15 protein-coding genes are annotated in these 13411 nt (G+C 46.8%); all 15 read left to right on the forward strand.

The genetic code is table 11. The features are described 5' to 3' along the window. Positions 1–16: 16 nt before the first annotated feature. The 15 genes from flhA (at position 17) to dxr (ending at position 13405) form a co-directional block, all read left to right on the forward strand. Entirely contained in the window at positions 17–2053 is a 2037-nt protein-coding gene (flhA, locus tag BC8716_RS16845; RefSeq protein WP_094427571.1) for a flagellar biosynthesis protein FlhA, read from the forward strand. Further along, positions 2050–3030, forward strand: a complete 981-nt coding sequence (locus BC8716_RS16850) for a flagellar biosynthesis protein FlhF (RefSeq protein ID WP_094427573.1) — start codon at positions 2050–2052, stop codon at positions 3028–3030. Before flhA ends, BC8716_RS16850 begins: the two co-directional genes overlap by 4 nt. After that, a complete protein-coding gene (locus BC8716_RS16855; protein ID WP_094427575.1) occupies positions 3030–3605 on the forward strand; it encodes a hypothetical protein in 576 nt (191 codons plus the stop codon). The genes BC8716_RS16850 and BC8716_RS16855 overlap by 1 nt, the downstream gene beginning before the upstream one ends. Continuing rightward, positions 3599–4528, forward strand: coding sequence for a CheB methylesterase domain-containing protein (locus BC8716_RS16860; RefSeq protein WP_094427578.1), 930 nt, complete (start codon positions 3599–3601; stop codon positions 4526–4528). Before BC8716_RS16855 ends, BC8716_RS16860 begins: the two co-directional genes overlap by 7 nt. Continuing rightward, entirely contained in the window at positions 4521–5135 is a 615-nt protein-coding gene (locus BC8716_RS16865) for a chemotaxis protein CheC (protein WP_094427580.1), read from the forward strand. Before BC8716_RS16860 ends, BC8716_RS16865 begins: the two co-directional genes overlap by 8 nt. After that, on the forward strand, positions 5128–5607 hold the full coding sequence (locus tag BC8716_RS16870) for a chemotaxis protein CheD (protein ID WP_094427583.1): 480 nt from the start codon (positions 5128–5130) through the stop codon (positions 5605–5607). Before BC8716_RS16865 ends, BC8716_RS16870 begins: the two co-directional genes overlap by 8 nt. A gap of 17 nt (positions 5608–5624) precedes the next feature. Further along, positions 5625–6389, forward strand: coding sequence for a FliA/WhiG family RNA polymerase sigma factor (locus BC8716_RS16875; RefSeq protein ID WP_094427586.1), 765 nt, complete (start codon positions 5625–5627; stop codon positions 6387–6389). 12 nt (positions 6390–6401) lie between these two features. Further along, positions 6402–7289 (forward strand): hypothetical protein, encoded by an 888-nt coding sequence (locus tag BC8716_RS16880; protein WP_094427589.1) that lies wholly within the window; start codon positions 6402–6404, stop codon positions 7287–7289. A 124-nt stretch (positions 7290–7413) separates the two neighbouring features. Beyond that, on the forward strand, positions 7414–8142 hold the full coding sequence (gene rpsB / locus BC8716_RS16885) for a 30S ribosomal protein S2 (protein WP_062750662.1): 729 nt from the start codon (positions 7414–7416) through the stop codon (positions 8140–8142). A 98-nt stretch (positions 8143–8240) separates the two neighbouring features. Further along, positions 8241–9125, forward strand: coding sequence for a translation elongation factor Ts (tsf, locus tag BC8716_RS16890; protein ID WP_094427592.1), 885 nt, complete (start codon positions 8241–8243; stop codon positions 9123–9125). Positions 9126–9206: 81 nt separating this feature from the next. Further along, positions 9207–9935 carry a UMP kinase gene (gene pyrH, locus BC8716_RS16895; protein WP_062750660.1) on the forward strand — a complete coding sequence of 243 codons (729 nt, stop codon included), beginning with the start codon at positions 9207–9209 and terminating at the stop codon, positions 9933–9935. Positions 9936–9938: 3 nt separating this feature from the next. After that, on the forward strand, positions 9939–10496 hold the full coding sequence (gene frr, locus BC8716_RS16900; protein ID WP_094427594.1) for a ribosome recycling factor: 558 nt from the start codon (positions 9939–9941) through the stop codon (positions 10494–10496). A 116-nt stretch (positions 10497–10612) separates the two neighbouring features. Further along, positions 10613–11386, forward strand: a complete 774-nt coding sequence (uppS, locus tag BC8716_RS16905; protein ID WP_094429281.1) for an undecaprenyl pyrophosphate synthase — start codon at positions 10613–10615, stop codon at positions 11384–11386. Between the two features lie 15 nt (positions 11387–11401). After that, entirely contained in the window at positions 11402–12199 is a 798-nt protein-coding gene (locus BC8716_RS16910) for a phosphatidate cytidylyltransferase (protein ID WP_011247080.1), read from the forward strand. A gap of 66 nt (positions 12200–12265) precedes the next feature. Further along, positions 12266–13405 carry a 1-deoxy-D-xylulose-5-phosphate reductoisomerase gene (gene dxr, locus BC8716_RS16915; RefSeq protein WP_094427597.1) on the forward strand — a complete coding sequence of 380 codons (1140 nt, stop codon included), beginning with the start codon at positions 12266–12268 and terminating at the stop codon, positions 13403–13405. Positions 13406–13411 lie beyond the last annotated feature (6 nt).

Consider the following 13411-nt stretch of genomic DNA (forward strand, 5'->3'; position numbering starts at 1 on the left):
AAAGGAGGGAGATGCGATGAAAGCGAGGGATTTAACGGTTTTAGCAGGCGTGATTTTAATCATTGTTATGCTGATTATCCCGCTTCCGCCTTTTTTGCTCGATGTCTTAATTATATTCAATATTTCACTGTCATTGCTCATTTTGCTAGTAGCCATCAGTACAAAAGATGCCCTTGACTTTTCCATTTTTCCAACGATGCTGTTGCTCGTCACACTGTTTCGCTTAGGATTAAGCGTGTCGACGACACGGTCGATTCTCGGCAATGCGGAAGCAGGGAATGTAATTGACACGTTTGGGAGTTTTGTCATTGGCGGCAATGCTGTAGTTGGGTTTATCGTCTTTTTAATCCTCATCGTTATCCAGTTTATTGTCATTACAAAAGGGGCAGAGCGTGTTTCGGAAGTCGGTGCCCGCTTTACGCTTGACGCCATGCCAGGAAAACAAATGAGCATTGATGCAGATTTGAATGCTGGGCTCATTTCTGACCGTGAGGCGAAACAACGCCGCGAAAAAATTGAGCGCGAGGCTGACTTTTATGGTTCGATGGACGGTGCCAGCAAATTTGTAAAAGGCGATGCCATTGCTAGCATCATTATTGTCATCATTAATATGCTCGGCGGCCTCTTGATTGGCATGATGCAAATGGGCATGGACATGAACACGGCGGCCAATACATACACGCTTCTAACAGTCGGGGACGGCTTGGTCACGCAAATACCGGCATTGCTTATTTCTACAGCTACAGGCGTCATTGTTACCAAGGCCGCTTCAGAAGGAAACTTAAGCACCGATCTGTCGGGGCAAATTCTCGCTTACCCGAAGCTTCTTTATGTAACGGCAGCCACTATTTTTCTACTTGGTTTAGCAACGCCGATTACGAAAGTTGTCACGTTTTCGATCGCAGGGTTGCTCGCTTTTGCAGGCTACCGACTGTCAAAAGCAAGCTTGGCAAAAGCGAATTTAGAAGAAGCCCTTTTAGAAGAAGCGCCACCTGAAGAGCCGTCTGGCCCTGAGAGCGTCGTCCAACTTTTGCAAATGGACCCGATTGAATTTGAGTTTGGCTACGGCTTGATTCCGTTAGCAGATGCCAACCAAGGGGGAGATTTGCTCGACCGTGTCGTGATGATTCGCAAGCAAATGGCCCTTGAACTTGGTTCTGTCATCCCTGTTATACGGATCCGCGACAACATTTCCCTTGAGCCAAACAGTTATACGATCAAAGTTAAAGGCACTGTTGTTGCCAAAGGGGAAGTGCTGCTCGACCATTACATGGCCATGAGCACAGGGGAACAAGATGACTCGATTATTGGCATTGAAACGATTGAACCTGCATTTGGACTGCCTGCTTTATGGGTAGACGAGGACATGCGCGACCGCGCTGAAATGGCCGGTTACACAGTCGTCGATCCGCCGACAGTCATTTCGACACATTTAACGGAAGTGTTAAAAGCACATGCCCATGAGCTGCTTGGGCGTGAAGAAACGAAGCAGCTTATCGACCATCTGATAGAATCGTATCCGACGCTGGTCGAAGAAGTAACGCCGAACCCGCTCACAACGGGCGATATTCAAAAAGTGCTCCGCAATTTGTTGCGCGAACAATTATCGATCCGGAATTTGCCTGTTATTTTTGAAGCGCTCGCTGATTACGGCCCGCTAACAAAAGACATGAATGTCGTCACGGAGTATGTGCGCCAAGCTTTATCACGGCAAATTACAACACAATTGACAAACGGCGGAAACGAATTATTCGTCATCACGTTAGCCGCTGCTGTTGAAAAGAAAATTGCTGATGCGATTGGCCAGAATGAGAATGGCAGCTTTTTGGCACTTGCGCCTGCTGATTCACAAGCGATTTTACAAAACACGGCCAAGGAAGTACAAAAAGTGGCTGAACTTGGCAGACAGGCCGTGATTTTATGTTCGCCGGCCGTACGAATGCACATGCGCCAATTAATCGAGCGCTATTTGCCCCATGTTCCCGTCGTGTCTTATAACGAACTGGAACCGGATGTGGAAGTCCAAAGCGTAGGAGTGGTTAATGCCGAATGAACGTAAAACGATTTGTAGCCCCGACGCTAGAAGAAGCGGCAAAAGACATTCGCAAGCAGTTGGGCAAGGATGCTGTTATATTGCACGTAAAAGAAGTGATGACAGGAGGACTATTTGGGTTTTTTGGCAAAAAGCAAGTCCAAGTGACCGCTGGCATTGACGGACCGAGTCATCGTAACAGCAACGTTAGCCGCGAAGGTGATGATAAGCAATCACCGCTTTTAAAAGAAGCAAACCGCCATTTGCAACAGCTGGGCGTGTCGAACCGTGTTCTTAAAAATTTGCAGTTGACAGCACAAATGGCAGAGAAGCAAGGCGACGCCCGGACGAAAGAAGAGTTGCTTATGCATACATTTCGCGCCAGTTTGCAGCTGCAACCATTCGCGCAAAAACGGCAACAAACACTCATTGTCGCTGGGCCAACTGGGGTAGGAAAAACAACAACAATCGCCAAGCTTGCTGCAAAAGCCATGTTTGAGGAAAACAAAACGGTTTCTTTCATCACATTTGATACGTATCGGATTGCCGCAGTCGAACAGTTAAAAACATATGCTCATATTCTCGATTGCCCTATTTATACAGCATACAATGAAGCAGAATTAATCGATTTGTGCAGCCGGCAAACGGCTGATCTTGTCTTAGTTGACACAGCTGGGCGCAATTATTTGCATGAGCAAATGCCTGTGGAGCTCATTGATTATATACGGCAGAGCGCGTCTTGCCATTTGTTGGTTGCCCTTAGTTTGGCTGCCAAAGCAGAAGATGCACGGCATATGCTTAGCCGTTTTCCAAAAGAGCTTGTCAATGGCCTGATCTTAACGAAGTTGGATGAAACGGCTTCACTTGGAACACTTTGTGAGCTTTTGTACAGCGAGGCGATTCCGGTTGCTTGTGTGACGACCGGGCAAAATGTGCCAGAAGATATTTGCTGGCCTGATAAAGAACAATTGCTGAAGTGGCTTACCGGGGGTGTCTAATGGATCAAGCAGAAGGCTTGCGCATGCTTGCAAGCAGGAAAACGAAAGCATTTGAAATCCAGCTTTCAAACGCGCAAGAAACAATGATGATAGAAGAATTTTGTCAAGCGCTCGATCGCTATGGGTTCCAAGCGGTTATTATCGCAACCGACGCCGCAAAACAACTTTTTTCAGCCCAGAAACAAGACCATCTATTTACCCGAGAATCGAGTAAAACGCTGTCCGCTGCCAATGTACAAGTGCTGTTTTATATCCGGACAGCGGGGGAGAAAAAACAATTGCGCCAAGATGTTCCTTTGTTGTTGTTTACAGTGGCGGATAAAGAGGCGCTTCTTGCCAACTATCAGTTTGTGAAACAAGAAATGCCTCATTCTGTTTTACTCCTTGGATTGTCACAAGGAGATTCAGAGAAAGCGAAGCGGGCTGCTTACAATATGGCGCATACGATTACGACATTTTTAGAAAAGCGGGCAACAATCCTCGGTGTCATTGAAAACGGGCCTCGCGAAGCGTACGTTGATAGCATTTACGAGAGTGTAAGCGTGCTCGTAAAGGAATTTTTATTGGAATGGTGACCGTAGCGATTGTGAGCCCTTCTTTGTTTAAGCAGCAATTTCTACAAACGGCGCTACGTCAAGTCGGGGGAATTGAGGCAAATGTTGCTTTTTCAAACTGGGAGGAGGCGATTGTGACTGTTGATGCATTTTTATATGCGCCTTGTGACGAATGGGAGCAAATCGACGTCATGGGGTTGCCTCGCCATACAGTGTTTGTGCTGGAACGGCATCAGCGAGTGGTTGACAGCGAACGTACCGTCTTCTGGCAAACGGCAAATGCTAAAGCGCTAACCAAAGACATTGCCGCCAAACTGTTGCCATGTCGCAAACGAGAGGAAGCGCCAGTGCAGCCATTAGGGGAAGTGGTTGCCATTGGTGCATCATCAGGCGGCCCTCTTGCTCTCACACACGTGCTGACAAAGCTAGCCCCTGACTTTTCAGCTCCAGTCGTTATTGCCCAGCATATGCCAGCAGGTTTTACGAAATCGCTCGCCGCTCGGCTTGATCGCTTATGTCGGATTCGCGTCAAAGAAGCATCACATGGGGAAGCGCTACTTGGAGGTACTGCTTATATTGCCCCAGGAGGCGCCCAGTTGGAACTAAATAAACGCGGCGCTCGCTTGTACGCGCACATTTCACCTGCTGGCAAACATGATTTGTACCATCCTAGTGTGTCCCTGCTTTTTCAGTCTACCATTGCGTGTGCAACGAAAACGCTTGTTGTGTTAACAGGCATGGGGAATGATGGTTCAAAAGTATTGGAAATGGTCAAGCAAAGCGGCGGTTGTGAAATCTTAGCAGAATCGGAAAAATCGGCGGCGATTTTTGGAATGCCTAAGGCGGCGATTGCGAGCAATCAAGTCGACGTTGTCATGGACAAGGATGAGATCGGGCGCTATTTAGCTAAAAAAGATAAACGGGAAGGGGGATTTTATGCGTAATCGATTAGACGGAATGAAGGAAATGGCCAATATCGGCACAGGCTACGCGGCGACAGCTCTGTCCAGCCTCCTTGGCGCCAATGTCGTCATGGACGTTCCCGCGGCCCGCTACTTATGCATGGCTGAACTGCCCCGCTTCCGTTTTGCGGAGGATGAAGAAATTGCTGCTGTTTATGCCCCCCTTGGCGGCGAGCTTAGCGGCGGAATGTTCTTTATGGCGACCACGAAGGCAGCAGCTGCTTTTTCCGCTTATTTGCTTGAAGAGAAGCTCAAGCTAAAGCCACATGTATTTGCGGCAAGTGAGCTAGCCCAGTCAGCTTTCCAAGAAGTAGGCAATCTATTAATCGGTGCTTATTTGACTGCTTTATCAAAACTGACAGACTTAAAATGCTACCCGCTTGTGACGGAGCTTTCCATTGACTTAGCAAGCGCTGTTCTGGCAGAAGGGGCGCTACATTTAATCGATGACGAAGAATGTATTGTGATGGAAACGGACATTTGCCTTCCACAATCGACGCAGCCCCTTGACGGCTTATTGCTGTTTATACCCGATAAAAACGCGAGTGTCACCTTAACGCAGGCGTTGGAGGCTAGCTGCCATGACTAAGGGCGAAACCATCTCAATCGGAGAGTGGAAAATTGTCAAAGGCGAGGGTGTCTTACGGACGTGCGGCTTAGGCTCTTGTATCGGCATTGTCTTGTATGATCAGGAACGAGTCATCGCCGGCATGGTCCATGTGATGCTCCCTGATTCGACGAAGGCGCGAAAAGGGGCAAATCCATGGCGCTATGCGGATACAGCCATCGCCTCCTTGCAGGCAGAGTTAAAAAAGCAGGGCGCTAGGAAACTTTGCGCAAAAATGGCGGGGGGTGCACAAATGTTTAAACACGCAGTGAAACGTGAATTTATGCAAATCGGCGAGCGCAACGCGGCGGCTGCCAGAGAGACACTCGCGCGCTTAGGCATCACACTTGTTGCAGAAGACACAGGTGGAACGAAGGGGCGGACGATCCAATACGACGTCAAAACAGGCGAATTGGCCGTCCGTACGGTCCATCACGGGCAAATGATACTTTGAAAGGGGAGTGCGGCTTTATGGCAAATGCTGCAGAGTTATGGAAACAATGGGATGACGAACATTCAGAAGTAGCTGCTGAAGCGTTGATCGAACACTATATGCCGCTAGTTGCTTACCATGTGCAACGCATATCGAATGGCTTGCCGTCATCGATTTCAAAAGATGAACTGAAAAGCCACGCCTTAAGCGGCCTGCTAGATGCAATTGCCAAGTTTGATTCCAAGCGAGCGCTAAAATTTGATACATATGCATCGTTTCGAATCCGGGGAGCGATTATCGATGGGCTCCGCAAAGAAGACCGCCTGCCACGGACAATCCGTGATAAAGTAAAAAAGTTGGAACAAATCACAGAACAACTAGAACAGGAGAAAGGGCGGTCTGTTCTTCCTGGTGAAGTTGCCGCTGCAATGGGTTTGCCAGAAAAAGAGGTCGAAGCGTTAAAACGGGAACAATTTGCCAGCCATACGCTTTCCTTGGACGACGTTATGCATATGAACGACCACTTGGACCCTAGCGCTGTAGCTTACCAATTTGAAGACGAACAAGCGATTATGCCTGATGACAAATTAGTCGAAGAAGATACACGGAAAGAATTAGCAGAGATGATTAAAGAGCTAGGACGCAATGAACAGCTTGTCATCCAACTTAGCTATTACGAAGAGTTGTCATTGACGGAAATCGGGCGCATTTTAAATTTGTCGACTTCACGCATTTCACAAATTCATGCCCGGGCAATTGCTAAACTGCGGAAAGGCTTGCAAAAGAAAGAATTTGTCCGTTAAGGGGGAGAGCAATTGACGGAAATCTTAGTATTTGCCCTTTTGCTACTGTGCGGCTATTTGTTTATGAAACAGGTTGCCCTTGAAAGCAAAGTAAACGCGCTTAAAGAGGGGCATGTAGATAAAAGCGAACTAGAAGAAGCGCTTGAAGAATTTTTAGCTGAAGTAAAAGAAAGCAACGACCAGCTACTTGCGGTGTTAAGCGACAGCTACGAACAAGACGTTGACACCTATCAAGTGAAAGAAAGGGAACAGCCAACATTTACTGGTCTAGCTAAAGGCGATCCAGGTGTTAAGCCTGTTAAACAAGGGAAAGACAATAACTATGAAGAACGGGCCAGTCGAGGCAAGCATGATCCAGATGTGAAGCTTGCTGATCAGGCTAAGGCCGATAAACAGGTGAACCTCGTTCGTCAAAGTCAAAGCGATCAACGTGCGAGACTTGTCCATCAAGGGGATAGTGGTCGATGGAATAAGTATGCTCATCAGGAGCAAGACGATCAACAGGTGCATTTCGACAATCAAGCCGACCGCAATCAACGTGAGAAACGTCACAGTGACAACGATTCCGCTGATCGTCGTATCATTGATAACCGTAGCAAGTACAAAACAATTGCTAATGAGGAAAACGACAAACGCAGCAAGCCTCACGATCATAACGAAAATAAATACGACAACGGCCAAGACGGCGGGCTGGAGTCCGTTGAAGATAAAGAGGAATTTACCCATTCAGCTACGTACAGCCAAGTATTTTCGCTAAGGAAGCAAGGGCTGACGGTTGAAGAAATTGCCCGTGACTTAGGGATCGGTGTAACGGAAGTGAGCTTGTTGCTTCGCTTTCATGAAAAAAATGATGAAAATCCGCATGTATCCAGTTGCAGGGAATCGGACAATATGGTATAGTAATTGACGGTGTTAAATACACACGCCTTGGATTTTGGCGAAGGTGCTTAGGCGAATGCGCTGAGTGTCGTCAAAAAATGAAGAGTGCGGAGGAAACTAAAACCAACCTAAGGAGGTGTTCGATGTGGCAGTAATCTCCATGAAGCAATTGCTTGAAGCGGGTGTCCACTTTGGCCATCAAACACGCCGCTGGAACCCTAAAATGGATCGCTACATCTTCACAGAAAGAAACGGAATTTACATTATTGACTTGCAAAAAACGGTCAAAAAAGTCGAAACAGCGTACAACTTTGTTCGCGATCTTGCGGCTGATGGAGGGAAAATCCTTTTTGTCGGCACGAAAAAACAAGCGCAAGACTCTGTTCGCGACGAAGCAATCCGCTGCGGCATGTTCTACATTAACCAACGCTGGCTTGGCGGAACGCTTACAAACTTTGAGACGATTCAAAAGCGGATTACGCGCTTGAAAAACCTTGAAAAAATGCAAGAAGACGGCACTTTTGATGTGCTTCCAAAGAAAGAAGTCATCTTGCTGAAAAAAGAAATGGACCGTCTAGAAAAATTCTTAGGCGGAATTAAAGACATGAACGGCGTGCCGGATGCGTTGTTTGTTATCGACCCTCGTAAAGAGCGGATTGCAATTGCCGAAGCGCATAAATTAAACATTCCAATTGTAGCGATTGTCGATACAAACTGTGATCCTGACGAAATCGATTACGTCATCCCTGGTAACGATGATGCCATCCGCGCTGTAAAACTACTAACTGGCAAAATGGCTGACGCTGTGATTGAAGCGACAGCTGGTGAATCAGAAGAAGAAGTCGACGTTGAAGAAGAAACAACAACAGCGTAAATGACGGACTCCAAAAAGGGTGGTAAAGGGAGATGAACCCTTTACTTCCCTTTTTTTGTGGAAAAAGTGAAAACACGTACTGAAGGAGGCAATACTTAATGGCAGTAACAGCTAGTATGGTAAAAGAACTGCGCGAAAAAACAGGCGCAGGCATGATGGATTGTAAAAAAGCGCTTGTCGAAGTAGACGGAGACATGGAAAAAGCAATTGATTATCTTCGTGAAAAAGGCATTGCAAAAGCAGAGAAAAAAGCAGACCGTGTTGCCGCGGAAGGCCTTGCTTCTGTTGTGACAGAAGGAAACAAAGCCGTTATTCTTGAAGTGAACTCTGAAACGGATTTCGTTGCCAAAAACGAGAATTTCCAAGCGCTTGTAACAGAATTGGCTGAGCACATTTTGGCTGAAGAGCCTGCTGACGTAGAGGCAGCTCTTGCGCAACCATTCAAAGGCGGAAGCGAAACGGTGCAAGATCACATTAATACGGCAATTGCTAAAATCGGCGAGAAGCTTTCATTGCGCCGCTTTACAGTTGTGGAAAAAGAAGACGCTGACGTGTTTGGTTCTTACCTTCACATGGGTGGCCGCATTGGCGTACTAACGGTTATTGGCTCCTCTTCCGACCAAGAGTTGGCAAAAGACATTGCTATGCACGTGGCAGCGATCAACCCGACTTACATTTCACGCGATGAAGTGACAAAAGACGTTGTTGACCGTGAGCGGGAAGTGTTAAAGCAACAAGCCCTTAACGAAGGCAAGCCTGAAAACATTGTTGAAAAAATGGTCGAAGGCCGCCTAAGCAAGTTCTTTGAACAAGTCTGCTTGCTAGACCAGCCGTTTGTTAAAGATGGCGACCAAAAAGTCGGCAAATATGTGAAGAGCAAACAAGCTTCTGTTAAATCGTTTGTCCGCTATGAAGTTGGCGAAGGCATCGAAAAACGCGAAGACAACTTTGCGGAAGAAGTTATGTCGCAAGTGAAAAAGTAAATCGATAAAGAACGTGGGAAGGGGACACTGCGAGAAGTTGTGTCCCTTTTTTCAAAGACTGTTTTTTGAAAGTCACGGATAATGGAGGTTAAGATAAGCGTGTATAATCGTGTCGTTTTAAAATTAAGCGGAGAAGCATTAGCAGGAGAACAAGGCTATGGCATAGATCCAACTGTCATCCAATCGATTGCTAGGCAAATTAAAGAGATTACCGAATTGAACATTGAAGTGGCAGTCGTCGTTGGTGCCGGCAACATTTGGCGCGGCATGGCTGGAAGCGCTCAAGGGATGGATCGGGCAACAGCAGACTATATGGGGATGCTTGCTACAGTTATGAATTCCCTTGCCTTGCAAGACAGCCTCGAAGCAATTGGCGTCGAATCCCGTGTGCAAACGTCGATTGAAATGCGGCAAGTAGCAGAACCATACATACGTCGCAAAGCGATTCGCCATCTACAAAAAAAACGTGTTGTGATTTTCGCAGCAGGAACAGGCAACCCGTATTTCTCAACAGACACTACCGCCGCTCTACGGGCAGCTGAAATTGAAGCAGAAGTAATTTTAATGGCGAAAAACAACGTCGATGGCGTCTACAACGCAGATCCGCGCGTGGACGACAAGGCGCAGAAATTTGACACGATTACGTACATGGATGTCCTTAAAGACGGTTTGCAAGTCATGGATTCGACGGCGTCGTCTTTATGTATGGACAACGACATTCCGCTTATCGTATTCTCAATTATGGAAGAAGGAAACATTAAACGCGCCGTGTTAGGCGAAAAAATCGGAACGACTGTAAGGGGGAAATAACCAATGACAAAGGAAATCAAAGCAGATGCAAAAACACGGATGGACAAAGCCATTGACGTGCTGTCACGTGAATTAGCGAAATTGCGTGCAGGCCGTGCCAACCCAGCTTTGCTCGACCGCGTAACGGTAGAATATTATGGAGCACAAACGCCGCTCAACCAGCTTGCTTCAGTCACGGTGCCAGAAGCGCGCCTATTGCTTATTACACCGTATGACAAGACGGCAGTTGCTTCAATTGAGAAGGCCATTTTGAAATCGGATTTAGGCCTTACACCATCAAACGATGGCCAAGTCATTCGCATTGCGATTCCGCCACTTACGGAAGAACGCCGGAAAGACCTTGTGCGATTGGTTAGCAAAACCGCTGAAGAATCAAAAGTGGCCGTCCGCAACATTCGCCGTGATGCCAATGATGAATTGAAAAAGCAGCAAAAAGACGGGGAAATGACGGAGGATGAACTTCGCAGCGCCACTGATGATATCCAAAAATTGACTGACACGTACGTTGCAAAAATCGACGAAAAAGCAAAACAGAAAGAACAAGAAATCATGGAAGTGTAACACGTTTATGTGTATGATGAAGAGTAGTAGGAGACCCTCTTAAGCAAGGGGGTTTTTTACACTTTTCCAGCTGGATGCAGGCTGGCCAAGAGCGCCAGCGAGATGGAGGGCGTAAAATGCTTGAGAGATTTTCAAAATGGAGGCAAGCCTTTACGGATACAGAAGATGAGGAGCCTACATCAATAGACCCGCAAAATATACCGAGGCATGTCGCCATTATTATGGATGGAAATGGCCGTTGGGCCAAAGAGAAAGGGCTGCCGCGCATTGCTGGGCATAGGGAAGGCATGAAGACGGTTAATAAGATTGTTCGTGCTGCCAATACCCTCAATATTGAAATATTGACGCTTTATGCTTTTTCAACAGAAAACTGGAAACGCCCGAAAGCGGAGGTCGAATTTCTGCTAAAATTGCCACAACGCTATTTGAAAAGCGAATTGCCGACGCTAATAGAGGAAAATGTGCAAGTGCGTTTAATGGGTTCAAAGGACGGTTTGCCTTCGTATACACTCCATGCAGTGGATGAAGCGATTGAAAAGACAAAGCATAATACGGGACTGATTTTAAATTTTGCTTTAAACTATGGAAGCAGGTTCGAACTAACGAGTGCCATGCAACAAATTGCCAAAAAGGTACAGCAAGGCGAGTTGAAGCCAGAGCACATTACAGAAGAAACGATTAGCGCCCACTTAATGAGCAACCATTTGCGTGATCCAGACTTGCTTATTCGCACGAGCGGAGAGTTGCGGCTAAGCAACTTTATGTTGTGGCAGCTCGCATACAGCGAATTTTTGTTTATGGATGTGTATTGGCCAAACTTTACTGAGCACCACTTCTATAAAGCGGTCTTAACGTATCAGAATAGGGGGCGGCGCTATGGCGGCGTGTAGGAAGGGGATGTGCAAGTGAAGACACGAGTAGTTACAGGCTTATTTATTGGCGCCGTCATCTTGGCGATGATCGCACTTGGCGGCTGGTGGTTTACGACTTTTGTTAGCTTGATGGCCACCATCGCTATGGTTGAGCTATTAAGAATGAAAAAAATTAGCGCTCTTTCTTTGCGTGGCATCGTCGGCCTCGTTTCAATGTGGTTGTTGCTCATTCCTGACACGCTTTTTCATAGCGCCATTCCCCTCAATGTGACAAAAGTAGAGCTGTTCCTATTTTTAATCTTAGGTTTATTATTGCTGACAGTATTGACAAAAAACAAATTTACATTTGATGAAGTTGGTTTTGTGATCGTATCAAGCGTCTATATTGGTTTTGGCTTCCATTACTTAATTTTAACGAGAGCGATTCCAGATGTAGGCGTATGGCTTGTCCTATTTGTCATTGTATTGATTTGGACAACCGATTCAGGGGCTTACTTTGTCGGAAAAGCGATCGGCAAGAACAAATTGTGGCCAGATATTAGCCCAAATAAAACGATTGAAGGTTCGGTCGGTGGGATTGTCCTTGCTGTTGTCGTCGGTACGATTTTTTATATGATCCATCCATTTTTTAGCTCATACATAATTGCGCTTTGCATCATGCTAGTTACGGCCGTGTTTGGTCAAATGGGCGATCTTGTTGAGTCAGCCTTAAAACGGCATTATGCTGTAAAAGATTCAGGCAATGTCCTGCCAGGGCATGGCGGCATCCTTGACCGGTTCGACAGCTTGATTTATGTTATGCCGATTCTCCATTTGCTTCAACTTTTGTAACCGAAAAACGAGCTATCGAACAAACTGTTTAGCAAACATGAATTTTTCATAAGGGAGGCGAGTATAGTGAAACAAATCAGTTTGCTTGGATCGACAGGGTCGATCGGCACACAGACACTTGACGTGATCCGTGATTATCCAGATAAATTTACGCTTTCGGCGCTCGCGTGCGGCACAAATTTAGAGTTATGCCGCAACCAAATAAAGGAGTTCCAACCAAAACTCGTCTCAGTACAACGCCCAGAAGACGCACAAACGCTAGCAGGGGAATTCGGTGATTCTATTGAATTCTTATATGGAGAAGAAGGCTTAAAAGAGGTGGCGCGTTATAGCGAATCTGACATCGTTGTGACAGCCATTACTGGTTCGATCGGGCTTTTGCCGACGCTCAGTGCCATCAAGGCGAAAAAAGCAGTCGCTATTGCCAATAAAGAAACACTTGTCAGTGCGGGCCACCTTGTTGTCAGTGCGGCAAAGGAAAACGATGTGCCGCTCATTCCTGTGGACAGCGAGCATTCTGCGATTTTCCAAGCGCTGAATGGCGAACCAAACAAAGCGGTCGACCGTTTGATTTTGACTGCTTCTGGCGGCAGTTTTCGCGACAAGAGCCGGGCGGAGCTCGATGGCGTGACAGTCGAACAAGCATTGGCGCACCCGAATTGGTCCATGGGGGCGAAAGTGACGATCGATTCTGCTACAATGATGAATAAAGGCTTGGAAGTGATTGAGGCGAAATGGCTGTTCGGTCTGGATTATGACCAAATCGATGTGTTGATCCACAAAGAGAGCATCATCCACTCCATGGTTGAATATGTAGACCGCAGCGTCATTGCCCAGCTAGGCACTCCCGATATGCGCGTCCCGATCCAGTATGCCTTAACGTATCCAGAGCGCTTTGCCCGCCCGAAACATGAACGTTTAGATTTAGCGGAGCTTGGCAAACTCCACTTCGAAAAAATGGATATGGAGCGTTTCCGGTGCATGAAACTCGCCTACGAAGCAGGGCGTGTTGGTGGCACAATGACAACGGTGCTTAACGCAGCCAATGAAGTAGCTGTATTCCGCTTTTTGCAAGGCGAGATCACTTTCTTGGAAATCGAGCGCATCATTGAAGAGGCACTAAGTGCCCATTCGCCGATTGCGCATCCATCGCTCGAAGAGATCCAAGCTGTCGATGCTTCAATCCGCAAACAGCTCCAAGCATAACAAACC

It is taken from the genome of Shouchella clausii (assembly GCF_002250115.1).
In the GTDB taxonomy this organism is placed as follows: Bacteria; Bacillota; Bacilli; order Bacillales; family Bacillaceae_D; genus Shouchella; species Shouchella clausii.